This window comes from Synechococcus sp. PROS-9-1 (assembly GCF_014279775.1).
Lineage (GTDB): Bacteria > Cyanobacteriota > Cyanobacteriia > PCC-6307 > Cyanobiaceae > Synechococcus_C.
In genome coordinates this window covers 2255630-2273940 of sequence record NZ_CP047961.1, presented here as the reverse complement: position 1 = coordinate 2273940, position 18311 = coordinate 2255630, and the positions used below count along the sequence as shown (strand labels likewise).

Genomic DNA, 18311 nt, shown 5'->3' with positions numbered 1-18311 from the left:
CAAACGCCCCTTGTTATGCCGGTTTTTGAAGCAGGCAGGTTGTGGAACATAAAGAGATCAATGGGGAGAATTGTTGAGTTTCCCCAGTCCCCACAGCCTGGGGAATAAGCACGGCTGCTTGACGGGCTGAGTTGTCCTTGGTTTTCCACTATTTTTGTAAGGAGAAAACAGTGGATTCCGCAGACAGTTTTTGCTCCGAACCGAACAGATCTTGCTGACATTGGGCCTTCAATGAACCGCTTTAGAAGCCCATTACCTTGGCCACGGTGCTCAGATCGGGATCAAGATCGGCGTAGAAGGATGCGTCGTTGTTGTTGATGGCGCAGTCCGGATCTTTAAGACCATTTCCGGTTAATACACAGACCACCGTTGCTCCGTCTGGAACCTCTGCTGCACGTTTCATTAAGCCCGCCACCGAGGCTGCACTGGCGGGTTCACAGAAGATTCCTTCTTGGCCACCGAGCAGTTTGTAGGCATCGATAATTTCCGCATCGGTGACATCCAGGAAAGCTCCGTTGCTGGCCTGACGGGCTGCGATGGCCTTCGCTCGGTTCACGGGGTTGCCGATGCGAATTGCGGTAGCGATTGTTTCTGGATCACTCACAGTGGTTTCATTCACCAGTGGCGCGGAGCCACTGGCTTGGAAGCCCATCATTCGCGGCAAACGCCGACTGCGACCAGCCTGCTGATATTCCTGGAATCCCATCCAGTAGGCCGTGATATTTCCGGCGTTGCCCATCGGGATGCACAGCCAGTCGGGAGCATCTCCTAAGGCATCGACAATTTCAAAAGCTGCGGTTTTTTGTCCTTGCAGTCGATAAGGGTTGACTGAATTCACCAAGGTGATCGGGTATTTCTCGGCTGCTTCGCGAACGATGTCGAGAGCACGGTCGAAATTGCCCCGGATCGCCAGCACTTCAGCCCCATAAACCAGAGCTTGCGCCAATTTCCCTTGTGCGACGTATCCGTCTGGGATCAATACGAAGGCTCGCATTCTGCCTCGACGGGCATAGGCGGCAGCGGCAGCACTGGTGTTCCCCGTGCTGGCACAAATCACCGCTTCACAGCCGGCTTCTTTGGCCTTGCTGATCGCCATGGTCATTCCACGGTCTTTAAAGGATCCGGTGGGATTCAGACCGTCGTATTTAACGAATACTTTCACTCCGCGTCCAATCCGTTCCGCAACCGATGGGACCGGAATCAGTGGTGTTGCACCCTCATGCAACGTGATCACTGGAGTGGCAGACGAAACGGGAAGCCAAGATCGATAGGCCTCGATGAGCCCGGGCCAGTCCTGCATGACTGGTTTGGCGGTGAAACGCCGGCGGAGGTTCTTGAGTACGGACACCCGCAGAGAGCAACAATCCCAGAAATCTATGTGTCTGGACCGATTGGCCGGGGTTGGCCGGGTGTTGCGAACGCTTTATTTCAAGCCGTCGAGTGGTGAATCGGAGAAGAATTTCACCAAGCCAGCAATGGATTCAGCTTTTTCGATCAAAGCCATCAGGGCGGGAATATTCACTTCCATGACCTCTGCAGGATAGGCATCCAAAAAATTGATCACTGTGAGGCCACCTTCTTCTTTTTGCAGACCGTTAATCACTCCGGCTCGGATAGCAGGAACACTCACCGAGGGATCGGGAACTTTGAGGGGATAAATGATCGTTGCAACGCGGCGGATGATGACGTCTCCAATGCGAGTGGACATCAAACGACTGGTTAGGACTAAAGGAAGATCAAGCTTCTGTTTTAATAATTTGGCGACCTCTTGGGGATTCTGTTTCCCGAAGCGAAGAACATCAGAAAGAATGCCCCTGGCTTTGCCAGTGTCTGCGAGATAAACAAGATCACTCACAGAGATCGATCGTTTGTAGGCCCCGCTTACGAGGGCAACATCCTTGGCTGCATGGGCCGGTTGTAGAGCAGATGAAATACTGAGACCGATTGCGGCACCAAGCGCCAGGATGGTTTGGCGTCTGGATCTGCGGGGCATGATCTTGATCATTTGCCGGAATCTAATTCGGACTTCCTGCAGCTGCTTTAACGAGGCGGACAACTCCGCGTTCGGCTAATCCTTGTGCCAGAGCAACCCCCATTTGTCTTGCATCGCGTTCACGAATCAACCGAGGAAGTCGACTAAACACAAGATCAGGATTGAAACCTGGCAATTGCTGTAAAACGCTGATGAGTTGCCGGATCGGTTCAAGGTCGAGGTAGTTGTCTTCGTTGAGGGACGGGGCAACATCGAGGAGCAGCGTTGGTTGAAAAGGCCGCGGTAATCGGCGTCCGATGCGTTGTAGGGCTGTCCAGCCAATGGCATCCAAACGATCCGCTACAGCTTCAACCAATTGATTGCGGAGCATGCCGCCGTTGGCTGAAAACAGGAAGTCGAGCACTTGATCGAGCAACGCTTCGAGATCCAGTTGGTTTTGACTTGCCGCACTTGCGACAAGACCTTCAAGCCTTGTCCAGCGAAAGGCGTCGCCTTCGAACAGCATTTCTTTCAGACTTTGACGCAGTTGAGGATCTGGATCCTCCATTAAACGTCTGGCGAAATAGGGGTAGGCCGCACCAAGAATTTTGAACTCCGAATCCACGCTGAGCGCGATGCCTTCAAGTGTGACGAGAGAGCGGAGGATCAGGGCGTAATAAGGAGGAACTCGAAAGGGGAATTTGTACATCACTCCCGACATATCGTCAGTCACACTTTTGAAATCCATGCGATTCACGCCCATCTCGATGGCTTGACTAAAGACGGATTCAAAGGCAGGCACGATCGGCTCCAAATTCACGTCTTCGGCTAAAAATCCGAGCGTGACGAAATCTTTGGAGAGTTTTTCAAAATTACGATTCACAAGATGAACAACAGCCTGGATGAGTCCAGTGCGGGATTCACGGCTGACCTCACTCATCATTCCGAAATCGAGATAGCAAAGTCGACCGTCGGCCATGGCTAAAAGGTTGCCAGGATGGGGATCAGCGTGGAAAAACCCATGTTCGAGAAGTTGTTGCAAACTGCAGCTCACTCCCACTTCAACCATGTCATTTGGATCAATTCCTAAATCCCTAACGGCTTCCAGATTGGTGAGTTTCACGCCATCGATCCATTCCATTGTTAGCACCCGTCTACTGGTGGCTTCAGTAAAAATTTCTGGAACGGCAATGCGTGGATTCTGTTTGTGCAATTCACGGAATTTATTTGCATTATCTGCTTCATTGAGATAATCCATCTCTTCAAAGACTCGGCTCCCTAATTCATCGATTAGTGCAACAAGATCACTACGAATAAGGCCGATGTTGGTATTAAGCCATGCAGCAATGTTTCGAACGATATAAAGGTCAAGAGTGATTTGTTCTCGTAAACCAGGTCGTTGCACTTTGACGGCGACTTTTTGGCCGCCCTTGAGATATCCCTGGTGCACTTGACCAAGAGACGCAGCGGAGATGGGTTCTCGATCGAGTTCCGCATAGATGCTGTCGACCGGTGCACCGAGGTCATCCTCGATGCAGGCCATGGCGAGGTCGCTATCGAAGCCAGGAAGTTGATCTTGGAGTTGGGCCAGTTCCTCGAGCAGCACAGGAGGAACGATGTCTGGACGGGTGGAAAGCGCCTGGCCAGCTTTGATGAAAGCAGGACCGAGATCAACGAGCAAATTGGCACATTCCCTGGCTCTCGTTCTGGCGCGCTCCTGATTGCTGAGCAGCCCTAGAAGTTTGTCGACACCAACTCCGAGCAGTAGAAGCCCAATGGGGACAAGGGTTTGCCAGAGGCGGCGCAGTAAGCGCTGCGGATGGCCGGCATAGATCCGCGTGATCGCAGCCGGGTCGTACTCGAGCAGACCGGCGGCCTCAATGAAATCTCCTAGCTCGTGTTGTGCCACAGCCGCCACTGCGTTGGTGATCCCTTCTAAACGACTAAAGCCGTCGCTACGGTTTGTTGAACCACTGGATTCGCCGTGCTGACCGGTCTGAGACTGGACAACATCGCACTGATCGAGCGCTTGGAGCTGGCGTTCGATCACGGTTTTTCCGTGCTGACCGGTGAGACAGGGGCAGGCAAGTCGCTGTTGTTAGATGCCCTCGATGCCCTCCTTGGTGGCATGCAGGGAACGTCAGCGGGTCGGTTGGTGCGGACAGGTTGTGATCGTGCAGTGATTGAGGCGACTTTCACACCGGACGATGCCGCTCGGCGTTGGCTTCAAGAGCATCAACTGGACGATGAGGGCGGTGATTTGGTTTTGTCGCGGGAGTGGCGGCGTCAAGACGAACGCTTGAGCAGCCGCTCAAGACTGAATGGCACTGTCGTGAATCGGCAGCAATTGCTTCAGCTGAGGCCTTTGTTGATCGATCTCACGGTCCAGGGTCAAACCCAGCAGCTTGCCTATCCAGGTCAGCAACGTCGTTGGATCGATCGTCTAGGCGGTGAGCCACTAGCTCAGTGCATACAAACTGTGCGTGAGTGTTGGCAGGTTTGGCAGCACTGCCATGCCGACGTGTTGAAGCTGGAGACAGATCGATTTCGTCTTCAGGAACAACAAGAGGAACAAGACGCGTTATTGATGGAACTCGAGGCCGCTTACCTTGAGGATCCCGCTGAAATTCAACAGCTGGAACAAGAGCAAGACCGCTTGGTTCATGGCGTGCGCTTGCTGGAAGGTCTCGCTGTTTTGATTGGCCGGCTTCAAGACGGAGCTGAACAGGCTCCATCGGCTTTGGATCACCTAACGGCCTGCTGCCATGAGCTGCAGCAATTGCAGATCCTTGATGCCTCTCTGAGCGTTTCTGCTGAGAAATGCCTTGATTTGGAGGCTGGTTTGCTCGATTTAATTCGGGGCCTTGAAGCGTATGGAGCGTCTTTAGAGAGCGATCCAGAACGATTGGGTGTGCTGCAGGAACGGCTCGCTTTGCTGAAACGCTTAGAGCGTCGTCATGGCGTTGAACTCAAGGTCTTGATTGAGCGGCGTGATGCGCTGCGCGATCAACAGGCAGCGGGTGGAGCCGACGCGGCTTTGGAGGTGTTGCGCCACCGGGAACAGGAGGCTCGCAAGCATCGAGATTCCTGCAACCAGTCGCTCACGCTGTTGCGCCAGGCTTCCGCTGCTTGCCTGGAGGAGAGATTGATGACCCATTTGCGGCCAATGGGCCTTGAAAATGTGCGTTTTCGGGTGGATTTTTCTGCAGTTGATCCCATGGATCTAGGCGCAGATGCCATCTGTTTTTTGTTTTCGGCGAATCCTGGCCAGCCCCTTGCTCCCTTAGCTGAGGTGGCATCAGGAGGGGAGATGTCGCGTTTCCTTTTGGCGCTTAAAACCTGTCTGGCGGATGTGGATGGTTTCAGCACCTTGTTGTTTGACGAGATCGACAGTGGCGTCAGCGGTCGCGTGAGTGGAGAGATGGCCAATTTGCTGCGAACCATGGCCAAGAATCGCCAGGTGTTTTGTGTCACCCATCAACCGTTAGTGGCTGCAGCTGCAGATCATCACTTCCGCGTCAGCAAGGAGGTGGTGGATGGAGAAACCTGCTCGCGAGTGTCCCATCTGCGGGACACTCAGGCCAGACGCCAAGAATTGGCTGAATTGGCTGGAGGGGATTTTGAGGATGCTCAGGCCTATGCGGCAAGTTTGTTGGAGCAGCGAGCAGCCTGAACAGCAGCAGTCTCCTTAGACTCTTGGGCTATTGAAGTCACTCCGTATGGGTCGCCGTGCTCCGACCGCAAACGATCATTCGGCTTCACCGAAAACTGCTTTGTCGAAGACTGGTCAATCGAGTGGTGTTTCGTCTTCTGAGGAAGTGATTCGAGTTCGTGGTGCCCGGCAGCACAACCTCAAAAACGTGGATGTCACGATTCCGCGGAACAAAATGGTGGTCTTCACCGGGGTGAGTGGGAGTGGGAAGAGTTCATTAGCGTTCGACACGATTTTTGCTGAAGGACAGCGTCGCTACGTGGAGAGTCTGTCTGCTTATGCGCGTCAGTTTCTTGGCCAGGTGGATAAACCAGATGTGGATGCGATTGAAGGGCTGTCACCGGCGATTTCGATTGATCAGAAATCAACAAGCCATAACCCTCGCTCCACCGTTGGCACGGTGACCGAGATTCACGACTATTTGCGTCTCTTGTTTGGTCGTGCCGGGGAGCCCCATTGTCCTGAATGTGGCCGGTCTATACGGCCCCAGACCATTGATGAAATGGTCGATCAAATTCTCACGCTTCCTGAGGGGACCCGTTATCAACTTTTAGCGCCGGTGGTGCGTGGAAAAAAAGGAACCCACAGCAAATTGATCAGTGGCTTGGCTGCTGAAGGCTTTGCTCGGATCCGTATCAATGGTGAGGTTCGTGAGCTAGCGGACAACATTGAGTTAGACAAAAATCATCAGCACGCCATTGAAGTTGTGGTGGATCGTCTGGTCGCTCGAGAAGGAATTCAGGAGCGTCTCAATGATTCTCTACGTACGGCATTGAAACGAGGTGACGGTTTGGCTCTCGTTGAAGTGGTACCCAAAAAGGGAGAGGAATTGCCCGAAGGAGTGGAGAAAGAAAGGCTCTATTCCGAGAACTATGCATGCCCTGTTCACGGGGCGGTGATGGAAGAGCTTTCACCACGACTTTTTTCGTTCAACAGTCCTTACGGAGCTTGTGAGGTTTGTCATGGGATTGGTTACATACGGAAATTTACTGTTGATCGGGTGGTTCCAGATCCATCTCAGCCTGTGTATTCCGCTGTAGTTCCGTGGGCAGAAAAAGATAATTCGTACTACTTCTCACTTTTGTATTCTGTAGGAGAAGCTTTTGGGTTTGAAATTAAGACTCCTTGGAAGGATCTCACTGATCAACAAAAAGATATTTTATTGAATGGAAGTCGCGAGCCGATTCAAATTCAGGCAGATAGTCGTTATCGGAAGTCTCAGACCTATATGAGGCCTTTCGAAGGTATTTTGCCAATCCTGGAACGTCAGCTTCGTGATGCAAGTGGAGAAGCACAGCGGCAGAAGCTTGAAAAATATTTAGAGTTGGTTCCATGCGAAAGCTGCGCTGGACTGCGCTTGCGGCCGGAGGCATTGGCGGTGAAAGTTGGTCCGTTTCGGATTACGGATCTCACGGCAGTCAGTGTGGGCCAAACTCTCGAACGCATTGAAAGTTTGATGGGGGTGGGTAGCTATGAAGGCTCTGAGCCCCTGCTGAATTCCCGTCAGATACAGATCGGAGATCTTGTCTTGAAAGAGATTCGGATGCGTCTGCGCTTTTTGCTGGACGTTGGGTTGGACTACCTGAGCTTGGACCGACCAGCAATGACCCTGTCAGGAGGGGAAGCACAGAGGATCCGTCTTGCGACGCAAATCGGTGCTGGATTGACCGGGGTGCTCTATGTGCTTGATGAACCGAGCATTGGTTTGCATCAGCGTGACAACGATCGTTTATTGACCACGCTGGAACGTTTGAGGGATTTAGGCAACACTTTGGTGGTGGTTGAGCACGATGAGGACACGATCCGCGCTGCCGATCATCTTGTGGATATTGGCCCTGGAGCTGGAGTGCACGGTGGTCACATCGTGGCTGAGGGTTCGATCGATGATTTGTTAGGTGCTGAAGATTCTGTAACAGGTGCTTATTTAAGTGGGAAGAAGAGTATCCCCACCCCTGCTGAGAGGCGTAATGGTGGTACTCGCAGTTTGAAACTTCTTGATTGCTCCCGTAATAATCTTGAGGGATTAAATGTGGAGTTTCCGCTGGGACGTTTGGTGTCAGTCACTGGCGTTAGTGGCAGTGGCAAGAGCACTTTGGTGAATGAGTTGTTGCATCCAGCTCTGGAACATGGGCTTGGCCGTAAGATTCCCTTTCCTCAAGGATTGGGAGAACTTCGCGGGCTTAAGTCGATCGACAAAGTAATCGTGATTGATCAGTCTCCGATTGGTAGAACACCTCGCTCTAATCCCGCTACTTACACCGGGGCGTTTGATCCCATTCGTCAGATTTTTGCGGCCACAGTGGAGGCCAAAGCGCGTGGTTATCAGGTTGGACAGTTCAGCTTCAATGTGAAGGGTGGCCGTTGCGAAGCCTGCCGCGGCCAGGGCGTGAATGTGATCGAAATGAACTTTTTACCTGATGTCTATGTGCAATGTGATGTCTGTAAAGGGGCTCGTTTTAATCGTGAAACGCTTCAGGTCACCTACAAAGGGTTCACGATTGCTGATGTTCTGGAAATGACAGTGGAGCAGGCAGCTGATGTTTTTTCTGCGATCCCTCAGGCTGCTGATCGCTTAACCACGTTGGTTGATGTTGGTCTTGGATATGTAAAGCTAGGCCAGCCAGCTCCAACTCTTTCTGGTGGTGAAGCTCAGCGCGTGAAACTTGCTACAGAATTGTCGCGACGGGCTACCGGAAAGACTCTTTATTTAATTGATGAGCCAACCACCGGGCTTAGTTTTTATGACGTCCACAAATTGATGGATGTTATCCAGAGACTTGTTGATAAAGGAAATTCTGTGATTTGTATTGAGCACAATCTTGATGTGATTCGCTGTTCAGATTGGGTTATTGATTTAGGCCCAGAGGGTGGTAATAAGGGTGGTCAGATTGTTGTTACCGGAACTCCTGAAGAGGTCGCTCAACATAAAACTAGTCATACGGGTCGCTATCTCAAAGAAGTTTTAAAACAGCATCCTCCCCAGTTAATTAAATCAATGGAAGAGGCGGCATGACTTTGTTTTTAGACCACTGGGTTGATGGTGTTTGTGCAGCTGCGTTGGCGTCCGTACTGAGTGTTTCATTTGCTGGATCCGTTTCTGCAGTCGAACGATTGACGATTGATCTGCCGCTTTTGGACGTGAATGTCTCTCTGAATTTGAAGGGAGCACGCACAACGCGGGAGTTGATTGAGTCCAACCCTGATTTGCAGGAATTAGATCGAGCTGGCGATGGTTCCGTGTCCCGACTGCTTGGGCAGTTCCTTACCGCACCTCTTCCCCAGCGAACATCAAGCGTTTTGGAGCAATCGGTGGGCCATCCATTGTTGGAGCAAGCCTTACTGGCGGCGTCCGAGTTGGTGAAGGTGGAGGGTTTGCCGGCGGATACCAGTGGACGAATGCTGTCGGACGCTCTTCAAGCCGCTTATCGCGATGGAGAGCCCAATTTGTTGGGCTTGCTCCGTCATGTTCCGGGTGAGTCGTTATCCATCGACTTTCAGGCTTTGGCTTTTTACGCCAAACGCTTACGCGCCAATCAGGATGATGCCCGCACTCTCGTTCAGCAAGGAACAGCAATGGCCCCAGCGCCAAAGTCTCTGGCTGAGTCGGGGGCTGAGGGCTGGACACGGGTGGAGATTCGCTTTCCTGCCGCCCATCGCTCCCAACTCCTCGACATCACTGTGTTGACTCCACAGGGAACGTCTAACGGGAAGCTAGTGGTGATTTCCCATGGATTGTGGGATGAGCCCGATAGTTTCGAAGGCTGGGGCCGCTTGTTGGCTGCCCATGGATACACCGTGCTTCTTCCAGATCATCCAGGGAGCGACGCGAAGCAGCAAAAGCAATTACTTGATGGAGCCTCACCTCCGCCCAGTGCTGAGGAGCTACGTTTCCGTCCTCTGGATATTTCAGTACTCCTGGATGGAGTGGAAGCTGGCACCCTGTTGACGGGACAACAGATCGCTATTGATGACGTAGCGGTTGTAGGACATTCATGGGGTGCCACAACGGCGTTGCAATTAAGTGGTCTACAAACCACCAGTAGGAAGCTGAAAACGCGTTGTCAGGATCCTCTTGATCTAGATCGAAACCTCAGTTGGGTGTTGCAATGCAGCTGGTTGTCGGGAGCTGATCAGGGATCACTGGCTGACTCTCGTGTTAAGGCAGCTGTTGTGGTGAGTCCACCAATGAGGCTTCTTTTTGATGAGTCGAGCGGCCCTTCCCTTCAGGCGAAGGTGTTGTTGGTGAGTGGAACGAAAGATTGGATCGTTCCCTCCGATCCTGAGGCGGTGGTGCCATTGAAGGGCGGGAAGCCATTGGCCAATGGTCATCGCCTTGTGCTGGCCTCAGGTGGCAGCCATTTCAATCTTTGGGCGCCTGCGGATCAGAAGGAAGCCCCAATTCTTGGGCCGCTGATCTTGGCTTGGATCAATGAACAGCTTGCTGTTCCCTCGGCCCATACTTTTAGTGGGGGCGGTTGGGGACATGCGTCAGTTCCTTTGGTGGATGTCACTGGACAGCTCTAAAAACACCCTTTCTTAAAACCTCGTCTTCAAGTGATCAGAACAAGCTGATCAACTTCCACTGATTTGCGTTGCATTTCATCATCAGTTTGCGTTTGCTTGTTGCTGGGTTGATGGCGAAAGATTCAGACTCAGCCTGGCTTTTAACCGAAGCAAATGCTTTTAGCTGCTGATTTCTAAGAATGTCTTCAGCTTTGAACTTGTTTGAACGCCTTAACCCTTATTCCAGACATGCACCTGATGTCTTGTTCCGTTGAGGGTTGATTGTGGGTTTTCGGCTTCTCCATCTCCATCTTCACGGACTGTTCCGCTCCCATGATTTGGAGCTCGGACGGGACGCCGATACCGGAGGCCAAACCCTCTATGTGCTCGAACTGGTGCGCAGCCTTGCGGCTCGGGCTGAAGTGGATCGTGTTGATGTGGTGACTCGTCTGATTCAGGACCGACGGGTTTCAGCTGATTACGCCCAGCCCGTTGAAGCGATTGCTGCCGGTGCCGGTATCCAGCGTTTTGCCTTCGGCCCTAAGCGCTACCTACGAAAGGAATTGCTGTGGCCCCATCTCGAGGATCTGGCTGATCAGCTTGTAGTGCACCTTCAGAAGCCTGAAAATCGACCTGATTGGATTCATGCGCACTACGCCGATGCCGGTTATGTCGGGGCATTGCTGAGTCGACGTCTTGGCATTCCTTTGGTGTTCACAGGGCATTCTCTTGGTCGTGAGAAGCAGCGTCGTCTCTTAGCTGGAGGTGGGGACCATCAACAGCTCGAGCAGACCTATTCGATTAGCCGTCGCATTGATGCCGAGGAGTTAGCGCTGGCTCATGCCGATCTCGTGATCACCAGTACGCGCCAGGAATGTGATCAGCAGTATTCCCGTTACGGCGGATTTCGTGCTGATCGCGCTCAGGTGGTTCCTCCCGGTGTGGATGCACGCCGCTTTCACCCTGGTTCGGTGGCCGCAGAGGTTCGTGAAGTTGAGGGGCTCTTAACTCCTTTCTTGCGTCAGCCTGAGCTTCCACCGCTGTTGGCGATTTCTAGGGCTGTTCGTCGCAAGAACATTCCCGCTCTGGTTGAGGCGTTCGGCCGGTCTGCTGTTTTACGGCAGCGCCACAATTTGGTGCTGGTGCTTGGCTGTCGGGAGGATCCCCGCCAGATGGAGAAACAGCAGCGCGATGTGTTTCAGCAGGTGTTTGATCTTGTTGATCGCTATGACCTCTACGGCCGTATTGCCTATCCCAAGCAGCATCGTCGCGATCAGATTCCTGCCATCTATCGCTGGGCTGCTGAGCGCCGCGGCCTCTTTGTGAATCCTGCGTTGACAGAGCCGTTCGGACTCACCTTGTTGGAAGCTGCCGCTTGCGGACTGCCGATGGTGGCGACCGATGACGGAGGTCCAAGGGACATCCTTGCCCGCTGTGACAACGGATTACTCGCAGATGTGACGGATCGAGAGGCCCTTCAAGATGCTTTGGAGTGTGCGGGTTCTGATCTTCAACGCTGGAGCCGCTGGAGTGACAACGGCGTGGAGGCGGTCAGTCGCCATTTCAGCTGGGATGCCCACGTTTGCTCTTACCTGGCATTGATGCAGGAGCGACTGCTGGCGGTGACGCAGCCAATGGTGTTGCCATCCAGTCAGACCGCCTCCACTGGAGGTTTCCAGCCCTTGGGCGATCGCTTGCTGTTGCTTGATCTCGACAGCAGTTTGGAACAGCCCGATAGTGATGCGCTCAAGGTTTTGCGTGAGCAGCTCGACCGCTGTGCTCTAGGGATCTTGTCAGGCCGTTCGTTGCCTGCTGCCAGACAACGTTTTGCGGAGTTGTTGTTACCGGAACCGAAGGTTTGGGTCACAGGGGCTGGTACGGAGATTCACTACGGCCAGGAGAGTGCGCCTGATTTGTTTTGGTCGGCTCAGATTGGCGTGGATTGGGACCGCGCAGGTGTGGAGAGTGCACTGGCAGACCTCACCGATCACATTGAATTGCAGCGACCTGAGCAGCAAGGTTCGTTCAAGCTGAGCTACACCATTCGCGATGCTGGAGAACAGATCCTTCCCTTGATCCGCCAACGTCTGCGCCAGCGCCACCAGGCCGCGCGTCCCCAGCTTCGCTGCCATTGGTTTCTAGACGTGCTGCCCCTGCGGGCATCCCGCAGCGAAGCGATCCGTTTTCTCGCTCTGCGCTGGGGGCTTCCACTGGAACAGATGTTGGTTGTGGCCAGTGAACAGGGTGATGGCGAGTTGGTTTGCGGTCGGCCCGCCACTGTTGTCTTGGGCGATCACGATCCTTGTTTGGATGATTTTCGTCAGCAACAGCGTGTTTATTTCGCGAGTCGCTCCCAATTACCCGGCGTGCTGGAAGGGATCCAGCACTATCGGTTTTTGGGCGGAAGAGCCCGCCACGATCAGTCACTGACTTGAACTTTCACAGCTGCTGCACAGCGGTCTGCCTTGGCTAAGGCTTCGTTGATATCAGTGCCGCGGGCTAAAGCAACTCCCATCCGACGCCCTGGCCGGGCGTCCCGTTTTCCAAAGAGCAGCAGGTTGGTGTCTGGCTCCGTGAGGGCTTGTTCAACACCATTGAATTCAACTTGGCTGCCTTGGCTCTCGGCCAGGATCACTCGGCTGGCCGCAGCATCGGCAGCAGTGATTGAGGGGATGGGCAGCCCCAACACGGCACGGAGATGCAGGTCGAATTCGCTTAGGTTTTGGCTGATCAGGGTCACGAGACCGGTGTCATGCGGTCTTGGAGAGAGCTCGGAAAACACCACTTCATCGCCGCATAAGAAAAACTCCACCCCAAACAGACCGGCACCGCCAAGGTTGTCTGTGACGGTGCTTGCCATCGATTGGGCTTGTTGCAGTTGGCTGGTCGAGATCGCCGCGGGCTGCCAACTGCATTGGTAGTCGCCATTGACTTGTTGATGACCAATCGGTGGGCAAAACAGGGTGCTTCCATCGCGTTGACGGATGGTGAGCAGGGTAATTTCAAGATCAAATTTAAGAAATTCCTCCACGATCACCCGGGCCGAGCTGCCCCGGGCTCCTGCCATGGCGATCTCCCAGGCTTGATCTAATTCAGCAGAGGAGTGAACCACGCTTTGGCCTTTCCCCGAGGAACTCATGACTGGTTTGACGACCACGGGCCAACCCAACGGTGCGGCGGCAAGGTGGAGCTCCTCGGCATCGCAGGCATAGGCAAAGCGTGCGGTGCGTAGCGCAAGTTCACCTGCAGCAAGATCTCTAATGCGGTCGCGATTCATGGTGACCGCAGTCGCCCTGGCGGTGGGAATCACACAGATGCCGTTGTCTTCTAGTGCTTGCAGGGCATCCACAGCCAGCGCTTCGATTTCCGGGATCAGCACATCCGGCCGATGTTTGTTTACAACAGCCTTGAGGGCGTTTGGATCGGTCATGGTCAGCACCTCGGCCTGATCTGCGACCTGCATGGCTGGTGCATTGGCGTAACGGTCGCAGGCGATGACATGGCAACCCAGCCTTTGGGCGGCGATCGCTACCTCTTTGCCCAGTTCGCCGCTGCCGAGCAGCATCACTGTTTTTGGGAAGGTCGTCATGGCGTATTTCAAGGCAGCATGGCTTGATCCTCTCGCTCTGCCCTCATGCCTTTGCCGCTCGCGTTTACAACGGCTGGAGATGCGGCCAATGGTTTGCTGTTTGGCTGGGAGATCGCCACTGTTCAAAAGTGGGCCCTGATCTACCTCGGGCTGTCTTCCTTTTTGTTTGTACTGGTGTGGGTGATTGGTGGCTTTCGCCGTCGTTAATTAGGGCGCAGGCGACTCGGTGGATGGATCGCTGATCAAGGTGAGTTGGCGGAAGGCAGGTTCTTCATTCACAAAGCCCCAAGACTCAAAGACGTCGGCATCGCTGTGGGTGATGTGTTGTTGACGTCCTTGTGAGTTGAGCTCAAAGCCCTGTTGTGCCATGCGGCGCATCAGGCTGGCTGCTTCTTCAAAGCGGGAGGCCATCGCTTCAAGGCTGGCGCAGTCGCTTGTGAGGCCGGCTTCTTTCCAGGTGAAATAGCTCATTGTCTTGACTGTCCAAGGGAATGTCGTTGAAGACTGTTGCTCAGGGCGTTTGGGTTTGCTGAGATACCAGCTGTCTCGGGTTGGTCTGCAGCCAATCGTGGATCTCAATATTCAACTTCTACCAGAGTTGCAAAAGCGATCGTTTGTAGGAGCCACTGAGGTATAGAAATCGATAGACAGAGAGTTTCCGATGCCACTTTCTGCTCGGCCCAATGAAATTCCGCGTGCTGCAAATCGGACCAAGAACTGAAACTTGTACTAGACGTCTTTGGTCACGATGATGAGTGGCAGGAGGATGTTGTTTTTGGGGTTGGATAAAACTTTGAAAATGAAGAGGCTGTCCTCTTTTATCCAGTCTCTCACTCAATAATGACAGGCTTCTGCAGGCACTCTTGCGCAAATTAGATTATGAGGTATAAGGGAGTTATCATTTAGCTTTCACATTGTGTTTGTCACTACTTTTGGGCAAAAAGGAGGTGTAGCAAAAACTTGCACAAGCATTCATCTTGCTGCTCATTGGGCGAATAGTGGTCGCTCTGTTGTCTTGGTTGATGCTGATCGAAATCGATCAGCCACTGCATACGCCTCAAGAGGATTGCTTCCATTTGATGTTGTGCCCATGGAAGCGGCTGCAAAAGCAACAAGAAATGCAGAAATTGTCGTCACTGATGGTCAAGCTAGTAGCAATGAAGAGGAGCTAAAGAATTTAGTTGAAGGATCTGATTTTATTGTTCTCCCTACAACTGCACAAAGTAGATCCATAGAATTAACGGTGGAAATGTCATGCATGCTCAACAAGTTTGATATCCCTTACGCAGCACTGATTGTGAAGGCAGATGCGAGAAAGAAGGCTTCGATTCAAATTGCTAGGAATAGCTTGTGTGGTTTCGACATCCAAGTTCTTGACTCCGAAATTCCATTGTTGAATGCTTTTGAGAATGCTGAGACAGAGGGAGTCACTGTTGATCGGGCAGTGACGAAAAATGGGAGATCTGATCGGCGAAGAATGTCGGGATTTTTCGCCTATTCACAAGCTTGCCGTGAAATTGAATTGTTAATGCCGAAGCCAAAGGTCATTCCTATGCCCATTGGTTGGAATGTTTCACGTCTAGAAGATCGTGCTGCCTAATTGCAGCGATCTGGTTTTGCTCATAGGGGGCGTAAGGCCAATCCGAGCAACACGAGCCCCATCGTTGCTAACCAAAATCCTGGTACGACCGTTTGCTCTGCTGTTCCTCCTAGTTCGAAATGGTGGTGCAAGGGCGACATTCGGAACACCCGGCGCCCAACACCATCAGTGCCTTTGGTTGCTTTAAAGACCCACACTTGAATGATCACGGAGAGAGACTCCGCTAGGAACACCCCTCCCATCACGAGCAACGGCCAAAGACTGTTCGTGAGTAGGGCCACAGCAGTAAGAGCTCCTCCCATCGCCAGAGAGCCGGTGTCGCCCATAAATACTTTGGCTGGATTGCGGTTGTGTGCAAGAAAACCAACCCAACAGCCCGCCATCGCCATGCAAAACCCAGCAAGGCTTGGATCTCCGCTGTTTCCTCGCAGTGTGAGCTGAAGTGCCATTCCGGTGAACACCAGGGCACCGCAGCCGGCGGCAAGACCATCCAAGCCATCGGTGAGGTTGGTGGCGTTGCTTTCAGCTAAAAACACAAAGACCGCAAGTGGCCAAATCAACCAGCCCAAGGGAAGGGTGGTGCCAAACGGCAAGGCCACATCGCCACTGATCCATCCGCGCATTCCGGCCCAGATCAGAAAGATCACGGCCGCTAAGGCTTGGAGAATTAATTTTCCACGTGGCGATAAACCGGTGTTGGAGTGTTTGGTGAGACTGCGCCAATCATCAATTCCTCCCACCACCATGTAGGCGAGTGTGATGAAGGCCACGGCTAAAAGTTGTTCAGCGGGTTGACCGCTCCAGCTAATGAGGCCGCCTACGATCACGCCGACCGGCACCACCAGGAGTCCACCCATCGTTGGGGTTCCAGATTTGCTGAGATGGGCCTGAGGCCCCTCTTCTCGGATCACTTGCCCCAGCTTTAAGCCACGCAGCTTCGGCACCCCCCACCAGGTCACGATTGCAGCGATCAGCGTCGCAATCAGCAAGGGGAGGCTCAGCAGGCTGTTGGGGATCCAGCGGTCTGATGCAAATGCTGCTGCAACCACAACAACGGCAAGCAAACCCGCAGAGACTTTCCCCTCTAGGGGTGGAGGAATCTCTTGTGCTTCGTTCACGTCCCGTTCCTTTAACGGCTTAGGGCAGGGACCTTAAATCAATCTTCCCAATTCTCTTGAGTTTGCTCATCGGCAGCGTTGTAATCCTCTTTTTCGCCCATGAGAGCAGAGAGCTCTTCTTCTTCGACTGTGCTCACTTCAGCTGTGCTGGATTCCTCGTCTTCCACAAGGCGACCGCTTGTTTCCAACCAGCTCAGTAAATCGGGCTCTTCGCGCAGGGGCAGCACCGGTGCGAGTTCTTTCCGCCCATAACGCGTTAGAGCTGGATTGATGTTGTCGAGGGCGCTCAACTCAGACGACACTGTCCAGTTCCGTAATCGATCATCATAAGCCAATGCAGTCTTGAGGACGTCTTTTGGTCAAGGTGTGGCTGCTCCTCTCTGTGTGGGGCGGGGCTTTGTTCCTGAGTTTTGGCCTGTGGAAGTGGGGGCGCTTGCATCCAGATCCGCTGGTGGTGACCACGGTTCCAGTGCTTGCGCTGTTGTTTGTTCCTGCCTTTTTGATGGCGCTTTGGCTGTTTTGGCTTGCCCGGCTGACTCCTCAACCGCTTCAGCGGGCCGGCGGGAGTGGAGAATCAGTGCAATCTGATTCAGAGCAGGAGTCCACCTGATGGGACGCGCAACCAAGGTCGTTCTCGCCTATTCCGGTGGGGTGGACACCAGCGTCTGCATCCCCTACCTCAAGCAGGAATGGGGTGTGGAGGAGGTGATCACCTTCGCCGCTGATCTCGGTCAGGGCGATGAGCTGGAACCGATACGACTCAAAGCACTCAAGGCGGGAGCCAGTCAGTCTTTGGTTGGTGATCTGATTAAGCCTTTCATCGAGGAATTCGCTTTTCCTGCGATTCGCGCGAATGCTTTGTATGAGGGTCGCTACCCCCTCTCAACGGCCTTGGCGCGGCCCTTGATTGCCCGTCGTCTCGTGGAGGTGGCACGAGAGGTAGGAGCTGATGCGGTGGCGCATGGCTGCACCGGTAAGGGAAATGATCAGGTGCGTTTTGATGTGGCGATTGCATCGCTTGCACCCGATTTGAAGGTGTTAACCCCAGCGCGTGAATGGGGCATGAGCCGGGAGGAAACGATCGCTTATGGCGAGCGGTTTGGCATGCCATCTCCCGTGAGCAAAAAATCCCCTTATTCGATCGATCTCAACCTGCTCGGGCGCAGCATTGAAGCTGGTCCCTTGGAAGACCCGATGGTGGCGCCACCAGAAGAGGTCTTTGCGATGACCCGTTCCGTGGATCAAGCCCCTAACGATGCCGAAGAGATCGAGATCCAGTTTGAAGGCGGCAATCCTGTGGCAATGAATGGCAAACGGCTGGATCCCGTTGCGCTGATCCGGGAAGCCAACAACTTGGCAGGCACCCACGGAATTGGCCGTCTCGACATGATCGAGAACCGTGTGGTGGGAATTAAAAGTCGGGAGATTTACGAAACGCCTGGATTACTGCTCTTGATTCAGGCGCATCAGGAGTTGGAGAGTCTCACCCTGGCCGCCGATGTATTGCGGACCAAGCGACAGCTTGAGATGCAATGGGCAGATCTCGTGTATCAGGGCCTTTGGTTTGGCCCTCTCAAAGAGGCTCTTGATGGCTTTATGGATCGCACCCAGATCCATGTGAATGGAGTCGTGCGCCTGAAGCTTCACAAGGGCAATGCCACGGTTACGGGGAGAGCTTCCGCAGCCAACAGCTTGTACGTCCCCGAGATGGCCTCATACGGCAGCGAAGACAAGTTTGATCATCGTGCTGCTGAAGGCTTTATCTACGTTTGGGGCTTACCCACACGCTTGTGGGCGGCCAAGCATCGGCGTTGAGT

At 53.5% G+C, this 18311-nt stretch carries 15 protein-coding genes; 8 read left to right on the top strand and 7 right to left on the bottom strand.

All coding sequences use genetic code 11. From position 1 onward, the window contains the following. Positions 1-241: 241 nt before the first annotated feature. From thrC to SynPROS91_RS12045, 3 genes are all read right to left on the bottom strand, one after another. Entirely contained in the window at positions 242-1300 is a 1059-nt protein-coding gene (gene thrC, locus SynPROS91_RS12055; protein WP_186519823.1) for a threonine synthase, read from the bottom strand. A 123-nt stretch (positions 1301-1423) separates the two neighbouring features. Beyond that, the gene (locus tag SynPROS91_RS12050; protein WP_186517268.1) at positions 1424-1993 is read right to left on the bottom strand and encodes an alpha/beta hydrolase; all 570 of its coding nucleotides are present in this window, start codon (positions 1991-1993) and stop codon (positions 1424-1426) included. Between the two features lie 22 nt (positions 1994-2015). Further along, positions 2016-3881, bottom strand: coding sequence for an AarF/ABC1/UbiB kinase family protein (locus tag SynPROS91_RS12045; protein WP_186519821.1), 1866 nt, complete (start codon positions 3879-3881; stop codon positions 2016-2018). Between the two features lie 75 nt (positions 3882-3956). Between SynPROS91_RS12045 and recN the strand changes: the two genes are divergently transcribed. The 4 genes from recN to SynPROS91_RS12025 all read left to right on the top strand — a co-directional run bounded on the left by recN (position 3957) and on the right by SynPROS91_RS12025 (position 12622). Continuing rightward, on the top strand, positions 3957-5645 hold the full coding sequence (gene recN / locus SynPROS91_RS12040) for a DNA repair protein RecN (protein WP_186517266.1): 1689 nt from the start codon (positions 3957-3959) through the stop codon (positions 5643-5645). 46 nt (positions 5646-5691) lie between these two features. Further along, a complete protein-coding gene (uvrA, locus tag SynPROS91_RS12035; RefSeq protein ID WP_186519819.1) occupies positions 5692-8697 on the top strand; it encodes an excinuclease ABC subunit UvrA in 3006 nt (1001 codons plus the stop codon). Then, the gene (locus SynPROS91_RS12030) at positions 8694-10208 is read left to right on the top strand and encodes an alpha/beta fold hydrolase (protein ID WP_186517264.1); all 1515 of its coding nucleotides are present in this window, start codon (positions 8694-8696) and stop codon (positions 10206-10208) included. Before uvrA ends, SynPROS91_RS12030 begins: the two co-directional genes overlap by 4 nt. 263 nt (positions 10209-10471) lie before the next feature. Next, positions 10472-12622 (top strand): HAD family hydrolase, encoded by a 2151-nt coding sequence (locus SynPROS91_RS12025; protein WP_186517262.1) that lies wholly within the window; start codon positions 10472-10474, stop codon positions 12620-12622. On the opposite strand, the gene purT is transcribed toward SynPROS91_RS12025, so the two are convergent. Beyond that, positions 12607-13776 carry a formate-dependent phosphoribosylglycinamide formyltransferase gene (purT, locus tag SynPROS91_RS12020; RefSeq protein ID WP_186517260.1) on the bottom strand — a complete coding sequence of 390 codons (1170 nt, stop codon included), beginning with the start codon at positions 13774-13776 and terminating at the stop codon, positions 12607-12609. The two genes, SynPROS91_RS12025 and purT, sit on opposite strands and share 16 nt — an antisense overlap. A gap of 45 nt (positions 13777-13821) precedes the next feature. On the opposite strand from purT, the gene SynPROS91_RS12015 reads away from it, so the two are divergent. Next, positions 13822-13983, top strand: coding sequence for a hypothetical protein (locus SynPROS91_RS12015; RefSeq protein ID WP_006854947.1), 162 nt, complete (start codon positions 13822-13824; stop codon positions 13981-13983). Here SynPROS91_RS12015 and SynPROS91_RS12010 read toward each other — a convergent pair whose 3' ends face one another. Then, on the bottom strand, positions 13984-14247 hold the full coding sequence (locus SynPROS91_RS12010; RefSeq protein ID WP_186517258.1) for a hypothetical protein: 264 nt from the start codon (positions 14245-14247) through the stop codon (positions 13984-13986). Between the two features lie 445 nt (positions 14248-14692). On the opposite strand from SynPROS91_RS12010, the gene SynPROS91_RS12005 reads away from it, so the two are divergent. Continuing rightward, a complete protein-coding gene (locus tag SynPROS91_RS12005; protein WP_186517256.1) occupies positions 14693-15376 on the top strand; it encodes a ParA family protein in 684 nt (227 codons plus the stop codon). A 20-nt stretch (positions 15377-15396) separates the two neighbouring features. On the opposite strand, the gene mraY is transcribed toward SynPROS91_RS12005, so the two are convergent. After that, positions 15397-16494 carry a phospho-N-acetylmuramoyl-pentapeptide-transferase gene (mraY, locus tag SynPROS91_RS12000; RefSeq protein ID WP_186517254.1) on the bottom strand — a complete coding sequence of 366 codons (1098 nt, stop codon included), beginning with the start codon at positions 16492-16494 and terminating at the stop codon, positions 15397-15399. 38 nt (positions 16495-16532) lie between these two features. Beyond that, complete coding sequence (locus SynPROS91_RS11995) at positions 16533-16796, bottom strand: DUF3134 family protein (RefSeq protein ID WP_186517252.1); 264 nt, start codon at positions 16794-16796, stop codon at positions 16533-16535. Between the two features lie 53 nt (positions 16797-16849). Here SynPROS91_RS11995 and SynPROS91_RS11990 point away from each other — a divergent pair, with 53 nt between their 5' ends. Together SynPROS91_RS11990 and SynPROS91_RS11985 are read left to right on the top strand one after the other, a co-directional pair. Beyond that, positions 16850-17104: a hypothetical protein gene (locus tag SynPROS91_RS11990; RefSeq protein WP_186517251.1), complete on the top strand. Its 255-nt coding sequence runs from the start codon at positions 16850-16852 to the stop codon at positions 17102-17104. Continuing rightward, a complete protein-coding gene (locus SynPROS91_RS11985) occupies positions 17104-18309 on the top strand; it encodes an argininosuccinate synthase (RefSeq protein ID WP_186517249.1) in 1206 nt (401 codons plus the stop codon). Before SynPROS91_RS11990 ends, SynPROS91_RS11985 begins: the two co-directional genes overlap by 1 nt. Positions 18310-18311: the final 2 nt, after the last annotated feature.